Source organism: Thalassobaculum sp. (genome assembly GCF_040219215.1).
Taxonomy (GTDB): domain Bacteria; phylum Pseudomonadota; class Alphaproteobacteria; order Thalassobaculales; family Thalassobaculaceae; genus Thalassobaculum_A.
In genome coordinates, this window is sequence record NZ_JAVJSX010000003.1 from 89,116 (window position 1) to 112,691 (window position 23,576).

The 23,576-nt window shown below is 65.2% G+C and carries 22 protein-coding genes; 16 read left to right on the plus strand and 6 right to left on the minus strand.

Annotated elements, in window-relative coordinates; genetic code table 11:
• Nucleotides 1-6: 6 nt before the first annotated feature.
• Both RIC54_RS01905 and RIC54_RS01910 read right to left on the minus strand, forming a co-directional pair.
• Nucleotides 7-240 carry a hypothetical protein gene (locus RIC54_RS01905; RefSeq protein ID WP_350095369.1) on the minus strand — a complete coding sequence of 78 codons (234 nt, stop codon included), beginning with the start codon at nt 238-240 and terminating at the stop codon, nt 7-9.
• 11 nt (nt 241-251) lie between these two features.
• The gene (locus tag RIC54_RS01910; protein ID WP_007676185.1) at nt 252-425 is read right to left on the minus strand and encodes a DUF1328 domain-containing protein; all 174 of its coding nucleotides are present in this window, start codon (nt 423-425) and stop codon (nt 252-254) included.
• Between the two features lie 163 nt (nt 426-588).
• On the opposite strand from RIC54_RS01910, the gene RIC54_RS01915 reads away from it, so the two are divergent.
• The 3 genes from RIC54_RS01915 to RIC54_RS01925 all read left to right on the plus strand — a co-directional run bounded on the left by RIC54_RS01915 (nt 589) and on the right by RIC54_RS01925 (nt 3,560).
• The gene (locus RIC54_RS01915) at nt 589-1,473 is read left to right on the plus strand and encodes an NAD(P)-dependent oxidoreductase (protein ID WP_350095373.1); all 885 of its coding nucleotides are present in this window, start codon (nt 589-591) and stop codon (nt 1,471-1,473) included.
• Nucleotides 1,474-1,555: 82 nt separating this feature from the next.
• The gene (locus RIC54_RS01920) at nt 1,556-3,271 is read left to right on the plus strand and encodes an N-acyl-D-amino-acid deacylase family protein (protein ID WP_350095376.1); all 1,716 of its coding nucleotides are present in this window, start codon (nt 1,556-1,558) and stop codon (nt 3,269-3,271) included.
• 100 nt (nt 3,272-3,371) lie between these two features.
• The gene (locus tag RIC54_RS01925; RefSeq protein ID WP_350095379.1) at nt 3,372-3,560 is read left to right on the plus strand and encodes a hypothetical protein; all 189 of its coding nucleotides are present in this window, start codon (nt 3,372-3,374) and stop codon (nt 3,558-3,560) included.
• Nucleotides 3,561-3,589: 29 nt separating this feature from the next.
• On the opposite strand, the gene RIC54_RS01930 is transcribed toward RIC54_RS01925, so the two are convergent.
• The 3 genes from RIC54_RS01930 to RIC54_RS01940 all read right to left on the minus strand — a co-directional run bounded on the left by RIC54_RS01930 (nt 3,590) and on the right by RIC54_RS01940 (nt 5,991).
• The gene (locus RIC54_RS01930; RefSeq protein WP_350095382.1) at nt 3,590-4,468 is read right to left on the minus strand and encodes an MBL fold metallo-hydrolase; all 879 of its coding nucleotides are present in this window, start codon (nt 4,466-4,468) and stop codon (nt 3,590-3,592) included.
• A 123-nt stretch (nt 4,469-4,591) separates the two neighbouring features.
• Nucleotides 4,592-5,617, minus strand: coding sequence for a permease (locus RIC54_RS01935; RefSeq protein WP_350150455.1), 1,026 nt, complete (start codon nt 5,615-5,617; stop codon nt 4,592-4,594).
• Nucleotides 5,618-5,667: 50 nt separating this feature from the next.
• Complete coding sequence (locus tag RIC54_RS01940) at nt 5,668-5,991, minus strand: ArsR/SmtB family transcription factor (protein WP_350095388.1); 324 nt, start codon at nt 5,989-5,991, stop codon at nt 5,668-5,670.
• 147 nt (nt 5,992-6,138) lie between these two features.
• Here RIC54_RS01940 and RIC54_RS01945 point away from each other — a divergent pair, with 147 nt between their 5' ends.
• From RIC54_RS01945 to RIC54_RS01990, 10 genes are all read left to right on the plus strand, one after another.
• Nucleotides 6,139-7,341, plus strand: coding sequence for an MFS transporter (locus tag RIC54_RS01945; protein ID WP_350095391.1), 1,203 nt, complete (start codon nt 6,139-6,141; stop codon nt 7,339-7,341).
• A 74-nt stretch (nt 7,342-7,415) separates the two neighbouring features.
• Entirely contained in the window at nt 7,416-8,288 is an 873-nt protein-coding gene (locus tag RIC54_RS01950; RefSeq protein WP_350095394.1) for a hypothetical protein, read from the plus strand.
• A gap of 37 nt (nt 8,289-8,325) precedes the next feature.
• A complete protein-coding gene (locus tag RIC54_RS01955; RefSeq protein ID WP_350095397.1) occupies nt 8,326-9,141 on the plus strand; it encodes an MBL fold metallo-hydrolase in 816 nt (271 codons plus the stop codon).
• Between the two features lie 101 nt (nt 9,142-9,242).
• Nucleotides 9,243-10,331 (plus strand): ABC transporter ATP-binding protein, encoded by a 1,089-nt coding sequence (locus RIC54_RS01960; RefSeq protein WP_350095400.1) that lies wholly within the window; start codon nt 9,243-9,245, stop codon nt 10,329-10,331.
• A 78-nt stretch (nt 10,332-10,409) separates the two neighbouring features.
• On the plus strand, nt 10,410-11,603 hold the full coding sequence (locus RIC54_RS01965; protein ID WP_350095403.1) for an ABC transporter substrate-binding protein: 1,194 nt from the start codon (nt 10,410-10,412) through the stop codon (nt 11,601-11,603).
• Nucleotides 11,604-11,644: 41 nt separating this feature from the next.
• The gene (locus tag RIC54_RS01970; RefSeq protein ID WP_350095407.1) at nt 11,645-12,481 is read left to right on the plus strand and encodes an ABC transporter permease; all 837 of its coding nucleotides are present in this window, start codon (nt 11,645-11,647) and stop codon (nt 12,479-12,481) included.
• Between the two features lie 31 nt (nt 12,482-12,512).
• Nucleotides 12,513-13,343 (plus strand): ABC transporter permease, encoded by an 831-nt coding sequence (locus RIC54_RS01975; protein ID WP_350095410.1) that lies wholly within the window; start codon nt 12,513-12,515, stop codon nt 13,341-13,343.
• A gap of 55 nt (nt 13,344-13,398) precedes the next feature.
• Nucleotides 13,399-15,000 carry a M20 family metallopeptidase gene (locus tag RIC54_RS01980; protein WP_350095413.1) on the plus strand — a complete coding sequence of 534 codons (1,602 nt, stop codon included), beginning with the start codon at nt 13,399-13,401 and terminating at the stop codon, nt 14,998-15,000.
• A gap of 32 nt (nt 15,001-15,032) precedes the next feature.
• Entirely contained in the window at nt 15,033-16,046 is a 1,014-nt protein-coding gene (locus tag RIC54_RS01985; protein WP_350095417.1) for a dimethylarginine dimethylaminohydrolase family protein, read from the plus strand.
• A 5-nt stretch (nt 16,047-16,051) separates the two neighbouring features.
• Nucleotides 16,052-17,023: an arginase family protein gene (locus RIC54_RS01990; protein WP_350095420.1), complete on the plus strand. Its 972-nt coding sequence runs from the start codon at nt 16,052-16,054 to the stop codon at nt 17,021-17,023.
• Nucleotides 17,024-17,048: 25 nt separating this feature from the next.
• On the opposite strand, the gene RIC54_RS01995 is transcribed toward RIC54_RS01990, so the two are convergent.
• Nucleotides 17,049-18,488: an aldehyde dehydrogenase family protein gene (locus RIC54_RS01995; protein ID WP_350150458.1), complete on the minus strand. Its 1,440-nt coding sequence runs from the start codon at nt 18,486-18,488 to the stop codon at nt 17,049-17,051.
• Between the two features lie 295 nt (nt 18,489-18,783).
• On the opposite strand from RIC54_RS01995, the gene RIC54_RS02000 reads away from it, so the two are divergent.
• Genes RIC54_RS02000 through RIC54_RS02010 form a run of 3 tightly spaced genes read left to right on the plus strand, consistent with a single transcriptional unit; the run spans nt 18,784 to nt 23,476 of the window.
• Nucleotides 18,784-20,595 carry an FAD-dependent oxidoreductase gene (locus RIC54_RS02000; protein WP_350150459.1) on the plus strand — a complete coding sequence of 604 codons (1,812 nt, stop codon included), beginning with the start codon at nt 18,784-18,786 and terminating at the stop codon, nt 20,593-20,595.
• Nucleotides 20,580-22,424 (plus strand): 2-oxoacid:acceptor oxidoreductase subunit alpha, encoded by a 1,845-nt coding sequence (locus RIC54_RS02005; protein WP_350095429.1) that lies wholly within the window; start codon nt 20,580-20,582, stop codon nt 22,422-22,424. The genes RIC54_RS02000 and RIC54_RS02005 overlap by 16 nt, the downstream gene beginning before the upstream one ends.
• Complete coding sequence (locus RIC54_RS02010; RefSeq protein WP_350095432.1) at nt 22,421-23,476, plus strand: 2-oxoacid:ferredoxin oxidoreductase subunit beta; 1,056 nt, start codon at nt 22,421-22,423, stop codon at nt 23,474-23,476. Before RIC54_RS02005 ends, RIC54_RS02010 begins: the two co-directional genes overlap by 4 nt.
• The last annotated feature ends 100 nt before the right edge of the window (nt 23,477-23,576 follow it).

Below are 23,576 nucleotides of genomic sequence, written 5' to 3' on the forward strand. Positions count from 1 at the left end.
TTTAAGTCAGCCGCGCTGTTCCGGGAATCTGGTGTCGAACAGGGCCACAAGGTTGCCGTACATCTGATCGGCGTCTTCCACCTCGGTCAACGCCGAGATCTGGTAGATCGCCGCCCGGAACGAGCCCGGATCATATTGCTGCCACGCGCCAAGCCCCATGAGCCCCAGCACCGGGGTCGAAAGCACGACGACCGCTGCGAAGAGGCAAACGAGGGCCCGGCGCAGAATAGTGAGTATCATGGCCGCCCCCGTCACAACGGGCTGCGGCCGCGCAGGACACCGACCAGGGCGCTGATCACCAGAAGCACAAGGAACACAACGAACAGGATCTGCGCGATGTTGGCCGATGCTGCGGCGATCCCACCAAATCCGAAGACGCCGGCGACGATGGCGAGGATGAAGAACAGTACGCTCCAGCCCAACATGGTGGTTTCCTTCCGCCTTGCGTTCAACTGAACGAATAAACCCCAGGACCCGGGCTTCGGTTCCCGCGACATCCGGGCGAGGAGCGCTCCGGGTGCTTGTCATGCCGCGAACGTGCGGCCCAGGATGTCGGCCGAAGTGCGGGCAAAACACGAGGAGACGAACATGTCGGACACCATTGGCGTAATCGGGCTCGGCAACGCCGGATCATCGTTGTGCAAAGCGCTGTCGGGTCGGGTGCCGCTGATCGGTTTCGACCTGAGCGAAGCCCGTCGAAACGCGGTATCCGGCCTGGATATCACCTGTGTGGATTCCGCCGCCGACGTTGCCGCCAGGGCCGGCCGCATCATTCTCTCGCTGCCGAAGCCCGAAGCGTCGCTGGCGGTGGTCGATGCCGTCCTGGCCGCCGGCCATCGCCCCGAGATCGTGATCGAGACCAGCACTGTAACGCCCAAGACCGCGATCGACGCCCACAGGCGCTGCAAGGCGGCGGGCGTCGGATTCGTCGACGCCGCCATCGCCGGCGGCGTTGCCAGCATGGCAGCCGCCAAGATCACGTTCTTCCTGGGTGGCGACCCCGAGGATGTGGCCAAGGCCCGGCCGGTCCTGGACCTGCTGGCCGAACGGATCTTCGAACTTGGCCCAATCGGCGCCGGCATGGGTGCCAAGGTGGTCAACAACGGCGTCATGCACGCGGTCATGGTGGTGCTGATCGAGGCGTTCGCCATGTCGACAAAGCTGGGCGTGCCGGTTCAGACGATGATCGACATCCTCAACCGCGAGGAAGGCCTGATGCGGCCGCTGGTCCACCGGGTCCAGGAGCGCATGGTCCAGGGCGACTACAACGCTGGCATGTCTGTCAGCAACGCCCGCAAGGATTCCGTTCTGGCTCTGGAAACCGCCCAGCAGTTGGGCGTTCCGCTGTTCGCCACGCTGGCCGCGCATACGCCATACGAGATCGCCGAGGCCAAGGGCATGGGCGACCTGGACTACGCCGCCCTCGCCCAGTTGTGGGAGGACTGGTCGGCGGTGTCGTTCCAGAACGGCTGATGTTCCCTGCCGGTCTTTGACGCCGGTCGTGGCGAAGCATAATGTTTGCCTAAGCAACGAACCAAGGGTGGAGGAGTCGATCATGGCCGAGGACATCAGCCTCGTCGTCCGCAACGGCACCGTCGTGGACGGCACGGGTGCCGCACCGTACGAGGCCGACGTGGCCCTGGCCGGCGATCGGATCGTCGAGATCGGCAAGGTGTCAGCGCGCGGTCGCGAGGAGATCGATGCGCGCGGCAAGCTCGTCACGCCCGGCTTCGTCGACATCCACACCCACTATGACGGACAGGCCGTCTGGGACTCCCATCTCGCCCCCTCGGCCTGGCATGGCGTGACGACCGCCGTGATGGGCAACTGCGGCGTCGGCTTCGCGCCCTGCAAGCCTGGTGACCGCGAGAAGCTGGTCGAGTTGATGGAGGGGGTCGAGGACATCCCCGCCCCGGTCATGCATGAAGGCCTGAACTGGCAGTGGGAAAGCTTCGGCGAGTACCTGACGGCGCTGGAAAGCAACCCGCGCGACATCGATATCGGCGCCCTGCTGCCGCACGCGGCCGTCCGGGTGTTTGTCATGGGCGAACGGGCGATCCGCCACGAGGCGGCGACCGCCGAGGACATTGCCCAGATGCGTGCCATCACCGCCGATGCGGTGCGGCAGGGCGCCTTCGGCTTCTCGACCTCGCGGACCATCAGCCACAAGAGCCTGAAGGGTGACTACACGCCGACCCTGCGAGCCCACGAAGACGAGTTGACCGGGATTGCGCTCGGCATGGCCGATGCCGGTGCCGGGTTCCTGGAAATCGTATCCGACTGGAATGCGCCGGATGCGGCAACCGAGTTCGGCCTGCTGCGACGGGTCATCGAGGCGAGCGGCCGCACGGCAGTGTTCTCGTTGACCCAACGCCATGACCGCACCACGACCTGGAAGGAACTGCTGGGCCTCGCCGACAACGCCATCCGCGATGGTGTCTCGATCCGTCCCGTCGTGGCGCCCCGCCCGATCGGTATCCTGCTTGGGCTGGAAGGCAGCCAGAACCCATTCTCAGGCACGCCGTCGTACAAGAGCATCGCCGGCAAGCCGCTGGCCGAGCGGGTGGCGATCATGCGTGACCCGGAGTTCCGGCGGCAGTTGCTGTCGGAGGACCCGGTCGCCGGCAGCACCTTCCCGCTGATCCACCGCATCGGCTACGCTCACATGTTCCGGTTCGGCAACCCGCCCTGCTACGAGCCGAAGCGCGAGGACTCGATCGTCGCGATCGCCGAGCGCGAGGGTCGAACAGCGCCGGAAGTCGCCTATGACATGCTGCTCGAGGACGAAGGGCGCGGGTTCATCTACTCGCCACTGGTCAACTACGCCAGCTACGACATGACCACGCCGGAAACCATGCTGGCCGACCGCAACACCATCATGGGGCTTGGTGATGGCGGCGCCCACGTCGGCTTCATCCTCGACGCCGGCTTCCCGACCTGGATGTTCAGCTACTGGGGCCGCGAGCGCGGGCGTTTCGAGGTATCGGAGATCGTCCGCCGCCTCACCTCTGATCCGGCGGGCGCAGCCGGCCTGAACGATCGCGGCGTGATCGCCCTAGGCAAGAAGGCCGACCTGAACGTCATCGACTACGATCGGGTCAGCTTCGGCCAGCCCTACGTCACCTTTGACCTGCCGGCCGGCGGTCGGCGGCTGCTGCAGAAGGCCCACGGCTACGACGCCACCATCGCGTCGGGCGTCGTGACCTACCGCAACGGCGAGGCGACCGGCGCCCTGCCCGGCCGGTTGGTGCGCGGCCAACGCGCCGGATAAGCGGGGAACCACCACCAGCACTCCTTCGTTGCGTTTGCGAGACTGGCGGCGGCTGTCATGGCCCCGCCGGTTCCTGTCCACCAACGTCAAGGAGGCATCGATGAGTGCCGGTGAACCGAAAGGCGAAGGCAGCTACGAGGGCACCCGTCGCTACAACAAGGCGACCCGCGAGTTCGTGAAGACGCACGACGTCGACAAGTTGGCCGAGAAGGCCAAGGACGCCCTTGAGAACGACGACGGCACCCTTCGCAAGGCCGAGAAGGCCGGTAAGAGCCACGCCAAAGCGTAACCGTTGTCCACCAGCACTTCGGTGCAGGTTCAGTCTCTCTCGCGGAACTTGAAGTCGAACGCGTCACCGCGCCGGACGAAATGCCCGATGGATGGCGTCGGGAAATGCGCCGAGCAGATCAGCGTATCGGTCTCGCAATACCGGTCCATGAAGGCACGGCGGGTCGCGACCGCCTGCTCCTTGTCGAAATCCGGCCTGGCCACCAGGTGCGGGTGGCGGCACTGCAGCAGAGTGTGGATCAGGTCGCCGGACATCACCGCGTCGTGCCCGTTCGACGACAAATGCACCGCGAAATGGTCCGGGGTGTGACCGGGGGTCGGCAGCAGCTGGATACCGTCGGCGAAGGCGTGGTCGCTGGTGACCTGGACCACCTGTCCGGCCTCAACCACCGGCAGCACGCTGTCGGTCATGTAGGCGATCTCGGCCTTGGCGTGCTGGACCTGCCAGTGCTCCAGTTCCTTGCCGGAGAATACGTAACGGGCGTTCGGGAAGGTCGGGACCCACCGGCCGTTCTCCAGCCTGGTATTCCAGCCGACGTGGTCCGGGTGCAGGTGGGTGCACATCACGTAGTCGATGTCCTCGACCCCGACGCCGGCGCGTGCCAGCCCATCCATGTAGTGGGTGTCGTCCTTGAGATGCCAGTTCGGCCGGGTCGGGCGTTCCTTGTGATTGCCGACGCAGCTGTCGATCAGAATGGTATGGCGCCCGTCGCGCACCAGATAGGACTGCATCGGGAAGATGAACAGCCCGGTCGCGGGGTCCAGGCTCCTCGGCTCCAGCCAGTGGCGGTTCTCCTCCAGCAGATCCTTGGTCAAGGTCGGCAGGAACTCGAACGGATCGAAACCCGGCAGGTTCTGTTCAAGGATCCGATCGATCCGGATGTCACCGACGGAGAAGCTGAGTGTCATGGGATACTCCCGCAGAGGATGCTGCTGCGCGCCCCGGGAGTTTCGGCCGTGCTTGAATGGAGCGCAACTCCGGAGAGCTGCCGGCCGGTGCCCGCCCGCAAAGGAACGGGCACCGGTCTCGGATCAGATGACCACGCCGTAGATCAGGCCCATGGCGAACGCTCCGCAGAATGCAAAGCCCAGGTAGGCCGCGAACACCGGCGGCCGGGCCAGCGCCCATACCGCAATCGCCGCCGGGATCGAACTGACGCCGCCGGCCAGCAGGAACGCCATGCCCGCACCCGGCGCCATGCCCTGCTCGATCAGCCCGCCGACCAGCGGCAGGGCGGCATAGCCGTTGAGATAAGCCGGCACACCGACCGCGGTCGCACCAAGCACCGTCAACCAGCCGCTGCCGCCGATCGCCGAGCTCACCAACTCGCCCGGAACATAGGCCAGCATCAGGCTCTCAAGGAAGAACGCGACCGCCAGCCATTTGCCGAGGAACAGCGTGTTGTCGAACGCGTTCCTGGCGAATTTCTCGCGCCGGGCCGGTTCGTCCCAGAACCGCCAGGTCACCTGCTTGGGGCTGCGGACCGTCGCGCCGCCACAGCCGCCGTTGCCGACGCTGTCGCGCAGAGGATCGGCGAACAGCCCGGCACGCCCCAACAACAGGGTGCCAATGCCGCCGAGCAGGCCGATGGAGATCGCCGAGATCGTCTTGAACACCGCGAAGCCGGTGCCGAGCGTTCCCGCGGTCAACAGGAACATCGACGGGTCCATCAGCGGCGACGCCAGCCAGAACGCCATGACCGGAGCCAGCGGCACGCCCATCGCCAGCAAAGCCGCGATCAGCGGAATCACCCCGCACGAACAGAACGGCGACAGCGCCCCCATCAACGCCGCCAGCACCACCATGGTCGGCAGGTTGCCGGTGAACGCACGGGCGATGAGCCCGTCAGCCCCGCTTGCCTTGGCGTAGGCGGCAACACCGATCGACAGCACCAGAAACGGCAGCACGCCGATCAGCGCATCCCCAGTGAAGCGTATGCTTTCCAACGCTTGGGTCGGTGCCAGCAATGCCAACATGGCGAGCACGACCGCGACGGCCAGCAGGACCGGGTCGATCCGTCCGGCTAGTCGCCGCGTGGCCAGTGCGATTTCGGTCATCTTCCTTCTCCGCTATTCCCAGAACATTCGACATATGAGATCAAAAAAACTCAGGCTGCATCGCTCTCCGCATCGCAACGAACCGCGTCTTCGTCGGCACAGCATTCCCGCGTGAGGAACCCGAGGGTTTCTTCCATGGCCGGGTAGTGCGCGCGACAGTGCAACGTGGTCCCGTCGCGTTGCTGATAGACCAACCCGACCGCGATCAGCTTGTGAAGATGGTGCGACAGGGTCGAACGCGCGGTACCCGTCCGTCGTTGAAGCTCCCCCACCGGCAACCCTTCGCGGCCGGCCCGGACCAAAATCCGGAATACGTCCAACCGGGTCTCGTTGCCCAGCGCTTCCAGTCGTGCGGCGGTGGTTTTGGTGTCCATGCCGCCAATATAGGATGGTTCCGCCAGCCAATCAACCATATTCCCAAGAATATCGATATATACGTCGACACGCGGTTAATCCTCGAATGGACGTGGGTACCGGGGTCGTGAAAGGATGCCCATCCCGCCTTGCCGGAGTCCGGTTCGTTGCTCGCAATTCCATCGCTTGCCTCGCCTGCCCGCACCGTGATGGCGCTCGCCTTCGCCGAGACCATCATCTGGGCTGGCGTGTTCTACATATTTCCCGCCCTGCTGGCGCATTGGGAGGCCGACCTGGGTTGGTCGAAAACCACGCTGTCGGGCGCTTTCACCGCCTCGCTGGTCACCTCGGCCCTGTGCGCGCCGATCGCCGGCCGACTGATCGACGCAGGCTATGGCCGGTTGCTCCTGACCGGTGGAGCCGCCTGCGCCGGCGTGCTGATCGGTCTCGTCGGCCTTGTTCAGGTGCCCTGGCAGTTCTACGCGGTCTGGATCGCCCTGGGCGCCTGCATGGCCTGTGCGCTGTACGAACCATGCTTTGCGTTCCTGACCCGAACCCGCGGGACCGACGCGCGCCGGGCGATCACGCGGATCACCCTGATCGCCGGGCTGGCCGGTACCGTATCGTTCCCCACTGCCAACCTGCTGGCCGAGTTGTATGGCTGGCGATCCGCGACCACCGCGTTCGCGTTGGCCATCCTGCTGGTTGCGCTGCCGCTGTTCCGCTACGGCACCCGTCCGGTCGCCGGAAACGAGCCGGCAGTCAGCGGCTTGTCCGGCAACAGCAACGGCGAAGGCCTGCGGGCTGCCATGCGCGGGCCCACCTTCTGGTTGTTGGCGGTCGCATTCTCGATGATTGCGCTGACTCACGGCATCCTGATCACCCACCTGCTGCCGATGCTGGACGAACGCGGCGTCTCGACCTCGGTCGCCGTGCTGGTCGCTTCCGGCATCGGGCCGATGCAGGTTGCCGGGCGCATCGCGATGATGGCGATGGAACGCCACGTCTCGATGAACACGGTCTGCGCCGTGTCGTTCGTCTTCATGCTGGCAGCGGCGACCGCGCTGATCGGCGCCGGCGCAGCCCCGTTGCTGCTGGTCGCCTTCGTGGTGCTGCAGGGCTCGGGTTACGGCGTGACCAGCATCACCCGGCCGGTAGTAACCGCGAACCTGCTGGGCCGAACCGGCTTCGGGGCGATCTCCGGCGCGCTCGCCCTGCCGTTCATGGGAGCGACCGCGATCTCTCCAACCCTCGCAGCGGCGATCTGGACGATCGGCGGCTACGATCTGGTCCGGCTGGCAGTGCTGGTGCTGGTCGGGGTCGGGGCGGCAAGCTTCGTGCTGGCGATCCTTTCCGCACAGCGTCGATAGCCTGCGCATCGCCAAGCGATGCATCGCGCGTTCCGGTGCCGTAAGCTTCGGCTGATCAATGGCGGGAGGCCTTCATGAACGCCCCATTCGACCGTGCCCGCGAGGATGTCGGCAACATCGTGCACCTGGAGCATGTAAATCTGCTGATCCCCGATCAGCGGCTCGCCACCCTGTTCTATGTGGTCGGCCTCGGCCTGACCCGCGATCCGTACCTGATGGTCGGCGTCACCAACATGTGGGTGAACATCGGCCGCAGCCAGATGCATCTGCCGTCGCGCCAGCCGGTCGCTCAGCGGATGTGCGGGACGATCGGCCTGATTCTGCCGGATCTCGACCGGGCCGAACGGTCTCTGGCGAGTGTACGGACCGACCTCTCCGGCACCGCGTTCGGCTTCAAGCGCCACGACGGGGCGCTGGAGGTCACCTGCCCGTGGGGCAACCGCTTCCGCTGCCACGCACCCGATCCGGCCCACGGGGCCATCGATCTCGGCATGCCCTATGTCGAGTTCGACGTGCCGGCCGGTACCGCCGATCGCATCGCCGCGTTCTACGAAGCCATCCTGGGCGCCCCGTCGCGGGTCGACGAGGTCGACGGAGTGGCCTGTGCGCATGTGCACACCGGAGTTCATCAGACCCTGCGGTTCAGAGAGGGCGCCAACGACCTGCCCGAGTACGACGGCCATCACGTGGCGATCTACATCGCCGACTTCTCGTCACCATACCGCAAGCTGCTGGACCGCAATCTGGTGTCTGTGGAAACCGGACAATACGAATGGCGCTTCCAGGACATCGTCGACCTGCAGACCGGTGAGACGCTGTTCACGGTGGAGCACGAGGTGCGCAGCCTGACCCACCCGCTGTTCGCGCGCCCACTGGTCAACCGCAACCCGGACCAGACCCAGCCGGCCTATGCGCGCGGCCTCGACCGGTTCGCCGGACGGGCCTGATCCGCACTCGCATCGCCTCACCAGCAGGAGCCCATCCATGACCGACACTTCCGGCGTACCCGATGGCGGCCGGCACCCGTCCGGCACCCTGCCGCCCGCCCATTGCTGGTTCGCGATCGAGTGGCACGCCAACGGAATCATGAGGATCTGGGAACCGCATGTGTCCCGATTGTTGCGCGCCAACATCTTCCTGGTGAAGGGCCGCGACCGCGACCTGGTCGTCGATTCCGGCATGGGGATCGTCAGCCTGCGCGACTTCCTGCGCCCGTTCGTCGACAAGCCGATCACCCATCTGGTCACGCACAGCCATGTCGACCATGTCGGGTCATCGCACGAGTTCGCAGACGACCTGTTGATGCACGCCGCCGAAGCCGAGACGCTGCGCAATCCTCCGGATGACTGGCGGTTGAGCTTCGAGGAGTATCCCGAAGACAAGCGCCGGCGCCTCCAGGCCGCCGGCTTCGACACCACCGGCCTGCTGATCGCCGCGCTGCCGCACGACGGGTTCGACTACCGCAGTTGGCGCGTGCCCGGCGTCGTGCCGACCCGCCTGGTAGACGAGGGCGATGTGGTGGACCTCGGTGACCGACACTTCACGGTCATGCACACGCCGGGGCATTCGCCAGGATCGATCAGTTTGTGGGAATCCGCTTCGGGAACCTTGATCGGCGGCGACGCCATTTACGACGGTCTGCTGATCGACACACTCCCGGACAGCGACCGCGGTGCTTATCGCGTAACCATGGAGCGCCTGAGATCGGTCCCCGCGACGGTCGTGCACGGCGGTCATCGCGAGAGTTTCGGCGCACCGAAGCTGAAAAAACTCTGTGATGACTACCTGAGCACGTTCTGACGAAAATTTGATCTTGCAGCCCTCTGTACAGGGGTGCAGCATCCACCCAGTCGAATATCCGCGTGTGTAGCGTGGACCACAGAACAGCATGGCGAAGCGGTATGGCGAGTCGTTCACACGCACTTACACTGCGTGGGCTATCCAAATACTATGGTTCTCTAGCCGCGGTTGATAATGTCGACCTGGATATACCAAGCGGGTCTTTCCTGACTCTTCTTGGACCTTCAGGTTCTGGCAAGACAACGATCCTGATGTCGATCGCCGGGTTTGTGGAACCCAGCGCCGGACGGATTCTGCTGGACGATGCCGACATCACCGCTCTTCCACCCGACAAGCGCAATTTCGGGATGGTGTTCCAGGGTTACGCGCTGTTCCCGCACATGACGGTGGCGGACAACATCTGGTTCCCGCTCAAGGTTCGCGGAGTGTCCAAGGCGAACGCCGGCGATAGGGTCCGCAACGCTCTCGACCTTGTGCAACTCGGTCATCTCGCCGAGCGCTACCCATCTCAACTGTCGGGTGGCCAGCAGCAGCGCGTCGCGCTCGCACGGGCGCTGGTGTTCGAGCCGGCGCTGCTGCTGCTCGACGAGCCGCTTTCGGCGCTCGACAAGAAGCTGCGCGCCGACCTGCAGTGGGAGTTGAAGTCGCTCCACCACCGGCTTGGCACCACGTTCATCTACGTCACCCACGACCAGGAAGAAGCGCTCTCGATGTCCGACGAGATCGTCATCCTGCGCGACGGCAAAATCGAGCAGCAGGGTGGCCCGGGGGATCTGTACGAGAAGCCGGCAACCCGGTTCGTCGCTGACTTTCTCGGCAAGTCGAACTTCCTGGAAGGCACCGTATCCGGAGCCGAGACCAGCCAGTTTGGCTACACGATCGGCGACCAGATCCTGATCCAGGCCGGGGGCCCCGATCATCGCAAGGCCGACGGCGGTGTCCTGGTATCGCTGCGCCCCGAGAAAATGGTCATCACCGCCGAGCGCCCCGATACCGTCAACGCCGTACCCGGAACGATCTCCGCCTTCAACTACTATGGCTCGACCTATCACTTTCAGGTGGCGACCCGGGATCTGGGGGACCTGATCGTCACAAGTCCCGCCTGGACCTGCTCGATCGAACCTTCGATCGGCAACGCCATCTGGCTGGGCTGGCAACCGGACGCCTCGGTCGTGGTGCGCGACCGCTGACCTGCCAAGGATAACGGCCCGCGGGCCGTCCCCGACCCTTCGCCGCGGATGGGGCGCGGCACGACACAGGAGGATGCGATGAGCCGGACCAAGACGCTCTACGAGAAGGACCTCTACCCGGAAATCGAGGATGCCGGGAACAGCGACTTTGCGCGCGACTGCGTCGAGATCGCATCCGAGCGCCTCGCCAAGGGCCAGATCGACCGGCGTACCTTCCTGACCGCGATGACACTGCTTGGCGCCCTGCCGGCCGGTGTCGCTCTCGGAGGCAAGACCGCGGGCGCCGCCGCGAAGGAGTTGGTGGTCGTGAACTGGGGCGGCCCGGCGGTCGAAGCCTACGCCAAGGCCTTCGGCGACCCGTTCGAGAAATCGGCCGGCGTGAAGGTAGTGATCGACGGCACCGGTCCGCTCGGTTCCAAGATCAAGGCGATGGTCGACGCCAAGGCGGTGACCTGGGATGTCTGCGACACCGGCACCGGGACCACCCTGGTGCTGCAGAAGCAGGGCGTGCTGCAGAAGATCGACTATTCGATCGTCGACAAGGCCAAGATGCAGGACATCTTCGCGTACGAGTACGGCTGCGCGAACTACATGTTCAGCTTCATCCTGGCCTACAACAAGACCAAGGTCCCCTCGGCACCGACCGGCTGGAAAGACTTCTGGGACCTGGCCAAGTTCCCCGGCAACCGGACCCTGCGCAAACAGCCCAATGGCATGCTGGAAGCCTGCATGATGGCGGCGGGCAAGAGCCCCAAGTCGGTCTATCCGATCGACATCGACCTAGCGGTCGGCAAGCTCAAGGAGATCAAGGCGAACGTGATCGCCTGGGGCTCCGGCTCACAGAGCCAGGAACTGTTCCGAACCGGCGAAGTCGTAATGGGCAACATCTGGCACACCCGTGCCAACCTGCTGAACCAGGAGACCAAGGGTGACGTCACCTGGACCTGGCAGGACGGCATCGTCACCGCCGGCATGTGGAACGTACCGCTCGCCAACCCGGCCGGCACCGAGACCGCGATGAAGTTCATCGCCTCGGCGCAGGACCCCGAGCAGCAGCTCGTGCTGTTCGATGCCATGGGCAACGGCCCGGCCAATCCGGCAGCAGCCGCCAAGGTGCCGGCCGACAAGAAGTACATCGATCCGGGCCAGCCCGAGAACCTTGCGCTCCAGGTCCTGCAGAACGGCCCCTGGTACGAAGAGGACAGCGGCGTGCGCAACCTGACCAACGACGAGCTGTCGCGCGAGAAGTGGCTCGACGCCCTGTCGTCCTGACGCGCGGCCCGTAAGCAACGAACGAGCATCGGCAGTCCGACATGCACGCATCACTGCGCCGGATCTATTGGTGGCTGATCGCGCCTGCGGTCCTGCTGATGCTCGTTTTCTACATCTATCCGCTGGTCCAGGTGCTGTGGATCAGCGTCACCGATCCGGTTCCGGGCCTCGGCAACTACATGGAACTGATCGAGCGGCCGCTGATCCATCGGATCTGGATGACCACGCTGCGGGTCTGCGTGATCACCACGGCCATAACGGTACTCGCCGGCTATGCCGTCGCCTACGCGATGTGCCAGGTCGGTGACCGCCATCGCACCTGGATGATGTTCTGCGTGCTCCTGACGTTCTGGCTGAGCGTACTGATCCGCGCGTTCGCCTGGGTCATGCTGCTGCGCACCGAAGGCATCGTGAACAGTGGCCTGCAGGAACTGGGTCTGATCGACGGACCCCTGCGCTTGGTCCGGAATGAGTTCGGTGTGATCGTCGGCATGGTCCACTTCATGCTGCCGCTGGCGGTGCTGCCGATCTACTCGAACATGACTGGCATCGACACTCGCCTGATCAGTGCCGCCCGCGGGCTGGGCGCCTCGCCGATCGGAGCGTTCACCAATGTCTACCTGCCGCTGAGCAAGCCCGGACTGATCGCGGCGACCATCCTGGTGTTCGTGTTCTCGCTCGGATTCTTCATCACCCCTGCCCTGCTCGGCGGCGGCAAGGTCGTGATGATCTCCGAATACATCCAGGTCAGCTTCGAGGAGACCCTGCGCTGGGGCCAGGCGACCATGCTGTCCTCGACCCTGCTGTTCTCGGTATTGCTGTCGTTGGCCCTGGTCGCACGCTTCGTCGACCTGAAGAAAGTGTTCGGTGCGCGATGAGCAAGCGGAACCCGGCGTCGGAGAAGCGGCGATGAAAAAGGATCCGCGCGTCGTGTTCGGCCGCTGCGTCACGCTCGGTCTCGCCTGGACGGTCCTGGCGTTCCTGGTGCTGCCGATGGCGATCGTGGTGCCGGTGTCGTTCACCGACCAGTACTACCTGTCGCTGCCCAAGGAAGGCCTGTCGCTCCAGCACTACGGGGCGTTCTTCGAAAAGGAGATCTGGCTGGCCGCGACACTGGACAGCGTGATCATCGCAACGTTCTCCACGATCTTCGCCCTGATCCTTGGAACCTTGTGCGCCATCGGTTGCTGGCGGCTGGCCAGCAACGCGTCGGAGGCGGTGCGCACGTTCATGCTGACCCCGATCATCGTGCCGACCATCGTGCAGGCGCTGGCCATGTACCGCTTCTGGATCGACCTCGGCATCATGGACACCTACGTCGGCATGATCCTGGCGCACACGCTGATCGCCGTTCCCTACGTCGTGATTACGGTCTCGGCCTCGCTCGCCAACTTCGACGTCCGGCTCGAACAGGCGGCCCGCAATCTCGGTGCCTCGACCCAGCAGACCATCCGGTGGGTCATCATGCCCAGCATCATGCCGGGGATACTGTCCGGTGCGCTGTTCGCCTTCACAATCTCGTTCGACGAAATCGTGGTCGCGCTCTTCATCACCAGCCGCAAGGTCTATACGCTGCCCAAGCGGATCTGGGACGGCATCCAGGATCACCTCGACCCGACCATTGCGTCGATCGCCACCATGCTGATCGCCGTCACCCTGGCCCTGCTGCTGACCGAGTTGTGGGTGCGCCAGCGCCGCCAGGCCCGGCTGACCGCCCGCGTCGACACCGGCGAAGGCTGAGAATTTTGCCCGACCGCGGCGTCCGCCGGCGGTCATCACATCGACGGAGACCACCATGGCTGCCGATCCGACACCGGAGAAGCGGACCGCTCTCGATTGGGTCGAGGCGAACGCCGCGAGCTTGTCCGAAGATCACATGACGATCTGGCACATGCACGAACCGTCCTGGCGCGAGTACCGCTCGGCGGCCTGGTACGTCGAGCGCCTGCGCGCCGAGGGCTTCGAGGTCGAGGCCGGATCGGCCGGAATGCCGACGGCCTTCTGCGCCACCTGGTCCCAGGGCAGCGGCGGGCCAACCATCGGCTGCTATGCCGAGTACGACGCGGTCACCGGCTCGAGCCAGGACCCGGTGCCGTACCGCAAGCCGCGTGACGGCGTGCACCCGGGGGCCGCCGGTCACACCGACCCGCACTCGGCCCTCGGCTTGGGCGGATTGACCGGCGCGCTCGCCATGAAGGCGGCAATGGAGCAGCACGGCATCGCCGGCCGCATCAAGTTCTTCGGCGAACCGGCGGAGAAGATGTGCGGCTCCAAACCGATCCATGCCAGCCACGGCTACTACGACGACCTGGACGCGGCGATCAGCTTCCACCCGACCTCCCTTCCCGCATTGTCCAACACGGTGATCTGGGAGACCCACTGCGGCTGCTACTGGTCGAAGGTCTACACCTTCACCTCGCCGGATCCGGAAACCTGGGGCAGCGCCGGCGAGCGCCGCGGCGCCCAGAACAGCCATGCGGTCGCGCGCGCACCGGCGGCTATGGACGCGTTGTGCCTGATGTACACGACGACGAAGTACACCAAGGAGAACATGCTGCCCCATCGCGGCAGCTGGACGCTGAACGAGGCGATCCTGAACGGTGGATTCGCCACCGCCGACAACCTGCCGCCGCGCTTCTCGCAGATCCAGTTCGCCTGGCGCTGCCCCTCGGTTGAGATGGCCGAGGCGATCGAGCATGTGCTGGACAACAACGCCAAGCATGTCGCCGGCCTGACCCACTGCGAGGTCAGCAGCGACTGGGTGACCAAGACACGGCCGGGCCTCGCCAACAATGCGTTGGCCGAGATCACCTACGGCAACTTCGAGATCGTTGGTCCGCCCAAGTTCCCGGAGGAAGCCAAGGAGTTTGGCCGAGAGATGATCCGCAACCTCGGCTACGACGCGCCGGCCGAACCGTTCGCGGCGTTGCTGGAGCAGCTGGTCGATCCGCGCGAGGGGGAGCGGCAACTGCGCGAACAGCTGCCGTCCTGGCAGAAGAACTACACCTCCGACGACTACACCGACTACACGTGGCACGCGCCTACGGTCCGTCTCTATGTCGGCCGCGCCGCGCTGATCAATCCAGCTCCAGGGGTCAAGGTGCCGCATTGGTGCCACTGCGCGCTCGGCGGGCTGCCCGCCGCAATGGACCCGATGTTCCTGACCGCCGGCAAGGTGATCGCGCTGACCGGGCTTGAGTTGATGACCGACCCGGCGGCCCTGGCGCGCTGCCGCGCCGAGTTCGAAGAGCGCACCGGCGGCGGTATCGGCGGCTCGAAATGGCTGCCGCCGCTGCTTGGCAAGAACTTCCCGGCACCGATCCATTATCCCTGGCCGGAGTATGTCGAGACCGTGCGCGGCACCGAGTGGGTGCTGCCGACACCGCCTGCAGCCTGAACGAGCAAGAACCGAGAAACCGGAGACCGACAATGGGCGCCGTCAGCGAGTTCGAATACCGCTACAACATGACGATCAAGACCTTCCCGTCGCATGCCGAGCCGGGCTTCGAATCGCCGGAGCAGCAGCAGGAGGTCTGGGGCCGGCAATGGGGCTGCGACAACGATGTCGGGCAGTTGCGCATGGTGCTGATGCACCGGCCCGGCGACGAGATGAACATCCTCGATCCCTCCAAGCGGCTGGAGCACCTCGGCTCCTACGGTGATGCCGAAGGTCAGACCTGGTACTGGCGCGGCGACCGCATCACCCCGCTGGAAGTCCAGCAGGAGCAGCATGACGGGCTGGCCGACGCCCTGCGCAAGGAAGGTGTGGAGGTCGTTTACCTGACCCGCTGCGCGCCCGGCCGCCACAAGTCGATCTACACCCGCGACAGCTGCATCGGCGTGAAAGGCGGTGCGATCGTCACCCGGCTGGGCCCGATCGTGCGTCGTGGCGAGGAAGCACCGGTCACCGAGACACTGGCCAAGGTCGGGATGCCGATCCTGCGGACCATCCATGGCACCGGGCTGATGGAAGGCGGCAGCTTCGTGTGGCTGAACCCACGCACCGCGGTGATCGGCCGTTCCTCAAGGGTCAACGAGGAAGGCACCCGCCAGGTCGAGGAAGTCCTGAACGCCCAGGGCGTGGAATTGCTGCGCGTCGACCTGACCGGCTACCGCCTGCACATCGACGGCGCCCTGGTGATGATCGACGTCGACACCGCGATCATCAACCCGACCCAGTTGCCGTTCTGGTTCCTCGGCAAGCTGCAGGACCTCGGCATCCGCACCATCGAGGTGCATCCCGACGATCCGTCCGGCATCGTCAACTGCATCGCGGTCAAGCCCGGCCGGGTGCTGATGCAGGCCGGCGCCGCCCCACGGACGGCGGAAACCCTCGACAAGCTCGGCATCGAGATCGTTCCGGTCGAGTACGAGCGCGTCTACGAAGGCGGCGGCGGCATCCACTGCTCGACCTCGCCGCTGATCCGCGATTCCATCGAGTAACGGCGATGACCCTCGCGTCCACCGGGCTGTTCAAGACCGTCGGTACCTATCTCGGCGTGCCGCAGACGCTGGATCCGGCCGCCGCCGGAGCGAAGGCAGCGATCATCGGGTTGCCGTTCGACTCCGGGCGGCATCCGAAGCGGGTCGGTGCCCGACTGGGACCGGCGGCAATCCGCATGATGTCGACCGACATGGTCCGCCACTACCGACCGGACTCGGCCGACGATTTCGACCCGATCCGGGCTCTCGGACTGGTCGACGTCGGCGACGTAGCCGTGACGTCGGGCATGATCGAGGAGTCGGTCGAGCGAATGGACGCCGCGATCGCCGCCGTCATCGCATCAGGGGCGATGCCGATCGGCCTGGGCGGCGACGGGGTGATCAGCGTGCCGATGATGCAGGCGCTCGCCCGCGCCCATCCCGGTCTCGCCGTGCTGCATTTCGACTCGCACACCGACGCCTACCCGGAAGGCGGCAACGCCATCGACCTGAACCCGGCGACCACGTTCTCGTTCGCCGCCGAGAAAAGATACGTCGACCCAAGCGTCTCGTTGCATTTCGGGCTGCGCGGCACCGCCTATGTACCCGGCGTGTTCGACTACACCCGTTCGCTCGGGTATCATGTGATTCCGCTGGAAGCCCTGGACGACGAGGGTCCGGCGGCCATCCTGGAACGGTTCCGCGCGGTCATCGGCGATCGCCCGGTGTTCATCTGCTTCGACATGGACGTGTTCGACCCGTCGGTCGCACCCGGCGTATTCACTCCGGCCTGGGGCGGGCTGACGGCTCGCGAAGGGCTGCGGCTGATCCGCGGGTTGAAAGGCCTGAACATGGTCGGGTTCGACGTCAACACCACCACACCGACCTATGATGTTCAGGGTCTGACGGCCTGGCTGGCCGCGACCGTGGTCCTGGAGTTCTGCTACCTGGCGGCCGCCAGCCTCGGCCTCGAAGGAGAACGCCGTCCGGCCTGGTGACCGGACGGCGTTACTTTAAGTTCTATCAGATAGGCCAGCCACTTACGGCCTTTACTTCGAGAAAATCCTCAAGACCCCACTTACCGCCCTCGCGGCCGTTGCCGGACTGCTTGTAGCCGCCGAACGGACTGCCCGAGGCCCGGCCCGCGCCGTTGAGCTGGACCATGCCGGAACGAAGTTGCTTGGCCACGCGCTTGGCCCGTTCCGGATCGCCGGTCTGGACGTAGGATGACAGACCGTAGGCGGTATCGTTGGCGACCTGAACGGCTTCGTCCTCGTCGTCGAACGCAATCATCGACAGCACCGGTCCGAACACTTCCTCGCGGGCTATGGTCATGTCGTTGGTCACATCGGCGAACACGGTCGGCCGCACGAAATAGCCACGATTGAAGCCCTCCGGCCGACCCGGGCCGCCAGCCACCAAGCGCGCGCCCTCGGCGATCGCCGCGTCGATCAGGCCCTGGACCTTGTTGAACTGGGTCTCGGAAACGAGCGGGCCGATATGGCCGCCCTCCTCCGCCGGGTTGCCGACCTTGGTCGATTCGGCCGCCTCGGTCGCCAGCTTGACCGCCTGGTCGTAGACCGAGCGCTGCACCAGCATCCGGGTCGGCGCGTTGCAGGACTGGCCGGTGTTGTTGAAGCAGTGCGCGGCACCGGCGGCGACCGCCTTCGGGAGGTCGGCGTCGGCGAACACGATGTTCGGCGACTTGCCGCCGAGTTCCAGCGTCACGCGCTTGACCGTGTCGGCCGCCGCCTTGGTCACGGCGATGCCGGCGCGGGTCGAGCCGGTGAACGACATCATGTCGATCCCCGGATGGCGCGACATCGCCTCGCCGACCGTCGGCCCGTCGCCGTTCACGAGGTTGAACACGCCCTTCGGGAACCCGGCCTCGTGCACGATCTCGGCGAACAGCAACGCCGAGAGGGGCGCGACTTCGGATGGCTTCAGGACCACCGTGCAGCCGGCAGCCAGGGCCGGAACCACTTTCAGCGTCACTTGGTTCATCGGCCAGTTCCACGGCGTGATCAGGCCACACACCCCGATCGGCTCGTAGACGATGTGCTCGTTCCGGGCATCGTCGCGCAACGCATGCTCGAATTCGAACTCACGCAGCACATTGATGAACGCCTTGATGTGACCGAGGCCTGCGCGGGCCTGCGCCCGGGTCGCCAGCGTGATGGGAGCGCCCATCTCCTGGCTGATCGCCTTGGCCATTTCGTCGGATCGGCGCTCGTAGATCGTCGCCAAGCTTTCAAGCTTCGCCAGCCGCTCGTCCCGGCTGGTCTGGCTCCAACCCGCAAAGGCAGCGCGCGCGGCCGCGACCGCCCGGTCGACATCGGCACTGGATCCAAGCGAAATCGTCGCGAATGCCGTTTCGTCGGCGGGGTTGATGACCGCGAGATCGTTCGCAGTAACCGGCGCCACCCAAGCGCCATCGATGTAAAAGTCCGTTTTCCGGATCATCGCCTTGTTCCTGTCGTCACGGTTGGCTCGTCCGCGCAGATGCGGGGGAGACTCTCGATATGTGTCGAATATAGACCGGTTGCCCGACAAGCGTGAGACCATCGTCAGAACTTGATTTTGGGCCAATCTTTCCCTCCGCCGTCGATCGGCGCGGTGCGATCGGCACAAGCCAAAGTCGTTCATGCGATAGACAACCCCGAACGTCTTGACGTGGCGCGCCGCAAGGGTTCCTACTCCCCTTGGCAAAGCCCACGTTAAGCTGGGCAACCGCCATCCGAGTTGGGGAGATCCGCCGTTGCGGGCGACCGATATTGCCGATCCGAACTACTTCCACAAAGTCGTGGACTGCCAGTGGGCCTGTCCCGCCCACACGCCGGTGCCGGAGTACATCCGGCTGATCGCGCATGGCCGGTACACCGACGCCTACATGATCAACTGGAAGTCCAACGTATTCCCCGGCATCCTCGGTCGGACCTGCGACCGACCGTGCGAACCAGCCTGCCGGCGTGGGCGGGTCGAGGATGAATCCCTGGTCGGCAACCGCACCGAACCCGTTGCGATCTGCCGGCTGAAGCGGGTTGCCGCGGACTTCAAGGGCGGTTTGGAAGATCGTCTGCCGAGTGCCGCGCCAAGCAATGGTCGCCGCATCGCCTGTATTGGTGCCGGTCCAGCCTCGCTGACCGTGGCCCGTGATCTCGCCGTGCTGGGCTACGAAGTCACGCTCATGGATCAGAACCCGCAGCTCGGCGGGATGATCCGGACCCAGATTCCCCATTTCCGTCTGCCCGAGTCGGTGATCGACGAGGAAGTCGGGCACATTACCGGGATCGGCAACGTCCACTTCGAGCATCGACAGGTCGACAGCCTCAAGGCGCTTCTGGCCGAAGGCTGGGACGCGATCTTCGTCGGCTCCTGCGCGCCGCGCGGCCGCGACCTGGACATTCCCGGACGGACTGAAGCGGACGCCAACACCCACATCGGCATCGACTGGCTGTCTTCGGTATCGTTCGGACACATCACCAAGATCGGCAAGCGGGTGATCGTGCTCGGCGGCGGCAACACGGCCATGGACTGCTGCCGCACCGCCCGCCGAGTGGGCGGCGAGGACGTCAAGGTGATCGTGCGCTCGGGCTTCGAGGAGATGAAGGCGTCGCCCTGGGAGAAGGAAGACGCGATCGGCGAGGATATCCCGATCCTCAATTACCTGGTTCCGAAGACCTTCGTGCACGAAGGCGGCCGTCTCGTCGGTATGACCTTCGAGAAGGTGCGCGCCGAATATGACACCAAGGGCCGCCGGTCGCTGGTGCCGACCGGCGAGCCGGACCCGTTCTTCGAGTGCGACGACGTGCTTGTCGCCGTCGGTCAGGAGAATGCGTTCCCCTGGGTCGAGCGCGACATCGGGATCGAGTTCAACGAACGCTGGGGCATGCCGAAGGTCGAAGAGACCACGATGCGTTCCACCCTGCCGAACGTGTTTTTCGGGGGCGACGCGGCGTTCGGCCCGAAGAACATCATCTGGGCGGTCGCCCATGGCCACGACGCCGCCCTGTCGATCCACACCTTCCTGGAAGGCGGCGACGCTGCCGTCCGGCCGTCGCCGATGGTCGAGATCGTCAGCCAGAAGATGGGCATCCACGAGTGGAGCTACGACAACGACGTGGCGCTCGACTCGCGGTTCAAGGTGCCGCACCGGGCCAAGGATGAGGCGTTGCGCGACCTCCGCGCCGAGGTCGAACTGGGCTTCGACCCGCAGCTCGCCTGGAAGGAAGCACAGCGCTGCCTGAACTGTGACATCCAGACGGTGTTCACCCCGCAGCTCTGCATCGAGTGCGATGCCTGCGTCGACATCTGTCCGATGGACAGCATCACTTTCACCGACAATGGCGACGAGAGCGAGTTGCGCGGCCGGCTGAGCGCGCCCGCGCTTAACCTTGCCCAGGACATCTACATCGCGGACGGCCTGAAGACCGGCCGGGTCATGGCCAAGGACGAGGACGTCTGCCTGCACTGCGGGTTGTGCGCCGAGCGCTGCCCGACCGGCGCCTGGGATATGCGGAAATACTTCATCGAAATGAGCCACGCGGAACACGCATGCGGCAAGCACTGAGCGCGACCAACGACTTCGTCGTCAAGTTCGCCAACGTCAACGGTTCCGGTTCGGCAAGCGCCAACGAGCTGTTCGCCCGATCCATCCTGCGGATGGGCGTCCCGGTCAGCCCGCGGAACATCTTCCCGTCGAACATCCAGGGCTTGCCCACCTGGTACGAGGTTCGCGTGTCCGAGGATGGCTATCTCGGCCGGCGCGGCGGCGTCGACATGATGGTCGCGATGAATCCCGAGACCTGGCCCCAGGATGTGGCCGAATTGGCGCCCGGCGGCTACCTGTTCTACGATTCGACCCGGCCGATGCCGGCCAGCGCGTTTCGCGACGACGTCACGCTGATCGGCGTGCCGCTGACCGCGATCGCCAACGCCACCTACACCGATCCACGGCAGCGCCAGCTGTTCAAGAACATCATCTATGTTGGCGCCCTGTCGGTACTGCTCGATATTGATCCGACAGTGATCGAGGCGTTGTTCGGCGAGCAGTTCAAGGGCAAGGAGCCGCTGATCGCCTCCAACATCAAGGCGCTGCACCTCGGCCGCGACTGGGTGACGTCCAACCTGCAGCCAGAGCTGTGCGGCCTGAAGGTGGCGGCACGCGACAAGGTCGGCGACCAGATCTTCGTGGAGGGCAATGCCGCCGCGGCGCTCGGCTGCGTCTACGGTGGGGCCACCGTCTGCGCCTGGTATCCGATCACCCCGTCATCGTCGCTGGCCGAGGCGTTCGCGTCGTACTGCAAGCGCTACCGCCACGACCCGGACACCAAGGAAGCCAGGTACGCGGTCATCCAGGCCGAGGACGAGTTGGCATCGATCGGCATGGTGATCGGAGCCGGCTGGAACGGCGCGCGGGCGTTCACCTCGACCTCCGGGCCCGGCATCAGCCTGATGACCGAGTTCATCGGCCTTGCCTACTTCGCGGAGATCCCGGCGGTCATCATCAACGTGCAGCGCGGCGGGCCGTCGACCGGCATGCCGACCCGCACCCAGCAGGCCGACCTGCTGTCCTGCGCCTACGCGTCAAACGGCGACACCAAGCACGTCATGCTGTTCCCCGAGGATCCGCGGGAATGCTTCGACTTTTCGGCTGCGTCCCTCGACCTCGCCGACCGGCTGCAGACCCCGATCTTCGTGATGACGGATCTCGACATCGGCATGAACCATCGGCTGTGCAAGCCGTTCGAGTGGGATGACACCCGCACGTTCGACCACGGCAAGGTAATGACTGCCGAGGAACTGGATGCCGGCCGCGAGTTCGGCCGCTATCTTGACGTCGACGGCGACGGCATCCCGTACCGTACCCTGCCCGGCACCCACAAGAGCAAGGGCGCGTTCTTCACCCGCGGCACCACCAAGAACCGCTACGCCCGGTACTCCGAGGAAGGCGCCGACTACATCGAGAACATGGAGCGGCTGCAGCGCAAGTTCGAGACGGCCAAGGACATCGTCCCGCAGCCGATCGTACGCAAGGCCGCGGGGAACAGCCGCTACGGCGTGCTGTACTTCGGCTCCACCAGCCCGTCGATGGCCGAGGCGCTCGACCGTCTGGAGGCCGACGGCCTGCATCTCGACGCCATGCGCCTGCGCGCCTTTCCGTTTCCGAAATCGGTCCAGGATTTCATCCTGTCCCACGACAAGGTGTTCGTCGTCGAGCAGAACCGCGACGGCCAGTTGCGGAACATGCTGACCACCGAGCTTGGCATCGATCCGGCGCGGCTGGTTCCGGTCCTGCACTACGACGGGACGCCGATCACCGCTCACTTCATCCTGGGCGAGATCCGCCGCAGGCTCGCCCAGTACCATGTCGTCCCCCTCGAGAGGGCCGTGTCGTGACCTACATCACCAAGCCGAAGCTGCATCATCCGAGCCTTCAGAAGAACAGCGTCGGCTTCACCCGGCGCGACTATGAAGGCCGGATCTCGACCCTGTGCGCCGGCTGCGGCCACGATTCGATCAGTGCGACGATCGTCCAGGCCTGCTACGAACTCGCAATCGAGCCGCATCGCGTCGCCAAGCTGTCCGGCATCGGCTGCTCGTCGAAGGCCCCGACCTACTTCCTCGGCAGCAGCCACGGTTTCAACACCGTGCACGGCCGCATGCCGAGCGTGCTGACCGGCGCCTACCTGGCCAACCGGGACCTCACCTACATGGGCGTGTCCGGCGACGGCGACAGCGCGTCGATCGGTCTCGGCCAGTTCGCCCACGTCATGCGGCGCGGCGTGAACATGGTCTACATCGTCATGAACAATGGCGTGTACGGCCTGACCAAGGGGCAGTTCTCCGCAACCGCCGACAAGGGGTCGGTCGCCAAGAAGGGTGCCGTCAACAGTGACAGCGGCATCGATCTGGCATCGCTCGCCATCCTGATGGGGGCCACCTTCGTCGCCCGGTCGTTCTCCGGAGACAAGCGGCAACTCGTACCGCTGATCAAGGCGGCCATCAGCCACCCGGGTGCCGCCATTCTGGACGTGATCTCGCCTTGCGTGGCGTTCAACAACCACAAGGGTTCGACCCGCAGCTACGATTATGTGCGCGAGCACAACGAGGCGGTGAACAGCCTGGACTTCATCACCAGTCAGGCACCGATCGAGGCGGACTACGCGCCAGGCAGCACGGTCGAGATCATGCAGCCCAACGGCGTGGCGCTGAGGTTGGCCAAGATCGCGCCGGACTACGACCCCTCCGACAAGGCGGCCGCGCTCGGCTACATCCAGGAGAAGGAACGGGCCGGCGAGATCGCCACCGGGCTGCTCTACCTTGATGCGCAGCCGCGCGACCTGCACACCAACCTGCGCACGACCCGGACGCCGCTGAACGAGCTCGGCGAACCCGATCTGTGTCCGGGCAGCGCCACTTTGGACAAGATCAACGCCTCGCTGCGGTAACGCGGGTCTGCCATTCAAAAAATTTAATCGTGAACCACCCGCTTTCCATGGATAAGCGGGTGGAGCGGGCGCGTATGTCTCCCGAAGCTCCTCTTCGAAG

Excerpts from the sequence above, each read along its gene's own strand:
- RIC54_RS01905 (WP_350095369.1), bottom strand. The coding sequence starts at position 240 with ATGATACTCACTATTCTGCGCCGGGCCCTCGTTTGCCTCTTCGCAGCG.
- RIC54_RS01910 (WP_007676185.1), bottom strand. The coding sequence starts at position 425 with ATGTTGGGCTGGAGCGTACTGTTCTTCATCCTCGCCATCGTCGCCGGC.
- RIC54_RS01915 (WP_350095373.1), top strand. The coding sequence starts at position 589 with ATGTCGGACACCATTGGCGTAATCGGGCTCGGCAACGCCGGATCATCG.
- RIC54_RS01920 (WP_350095376.1), top strand. The coding sequence starts at position 1,556 with ATGGCCGAGGACATCAGCCTCGTCGTCCGCAACGGCACCGTCGTGGAC.
- RIC54_RS01925 (WP_350095379.1), top strand. The coding sequence starts at position 3,372 with ATGAGTGCCGGTGAACCGAAAGGCGAAGGCAGCTACGAGGGCACCCGT.
- RIC54_RS01930 (WP_350095382.1), bottom strand. The coding sequence starts at position 4,468 with ATGACACTCAGCTTCTCCGTCGGTGACATCCGGATCGATCGGATCCTT.
- RIC54_RS01935 (WP_350150455.1), bottom strand. The coding sequence starts at position 5,617 with ATGACCGAAATCGCACTGGCCACGCGGCGACTAGCCGGACGGATCGAC.
- RIC54_RS01940 (WP_350095388.1), bottom strand. The coding sequence starts at position 5,991 with ATGGACACCAAAACCACCGCCGCACGACTGGAAGCGCTGGGCAACGAG.
- RIC54_RS01950 (WP_350095394.1), top strand. The coding sequence starts at position 7,416 with ATGAACGCCCCATTCGACCGTGCCCGCGAGGATGTCGGCAACATCGTG.
- RIC54_RS01955 (WP_350095397.1), top strand. The coding sequence starts at position 8,326 with ATGACCGACACTTCCGGCGTACCCGATGGCGGCCGGCACCCGTCCGGC.
- RIC54_RS01960 (WP_350095400.1), top strand. The coding sequence starts at position 9,243 with ATGGCGAGTCGTTCACACGCACTTACACTGCGTGGGCTATCCAAATAC.
- RIC54_RS01965 (WP_350095403.1), top strand. The coding sequence starts at position 10,410 with ATGAGCCGGACCAAGACGCTCTACGAGAAGGACCTCTACCCGGAAATC.
- RIC54_RS01970 (WP_350095407.1), top strand. The coding sequence starts at position 11,645 with ATGCACGCATCACTGCGCCGGATCTATTGGTGGCTGATCGCGCCTGCG.
- RIC54_RS01975 (WP_350095410.1), top strand. The coding sequence starts at position 12,513 with ATGAAAAAGGATCCGCGCGTCGTGTTCGGCCGCTGCGTCACGCTCGGT.
- RIC54_RS01980 (WP_350095413.1), top strand. The coding sequence starts at position 13,399 with ATGGCTGCCGATCCGACACCGGAGAAGCGGACCGCTCTCGATTGGGTC.
- RIC54_RS01985 (WP_350095417.1), top strand. The coding sequence starts at position 15,033 with ATGGGCGCCGTCAGCGAGTTCGAATACCGCTACAACATGACGATCAAG.
- RIC54_RS01990 (WP_350095420.1), top strand. The coding sequence starts at position 16,052 with ATGACCCTCGCGTCCACCGGGCTGTTCAAGACCGTCGGTACCTATCTC.
- RIC54_RS01995 (WP_350150458.1), bottom strand. The coding sequence starts at position 18,488 with ATGATCCGGAAAACGGACTTTTACATCGATGGCGCTTGGGTGGCGCCG.
- RIC54_RS02005 (WP_350095429.1), top strand. The coding sequence starts at position 20,580 with ATGCGGCAAGCACTGAGCGCGACCAACGACTTCGTCGTCAAGTTCGCC.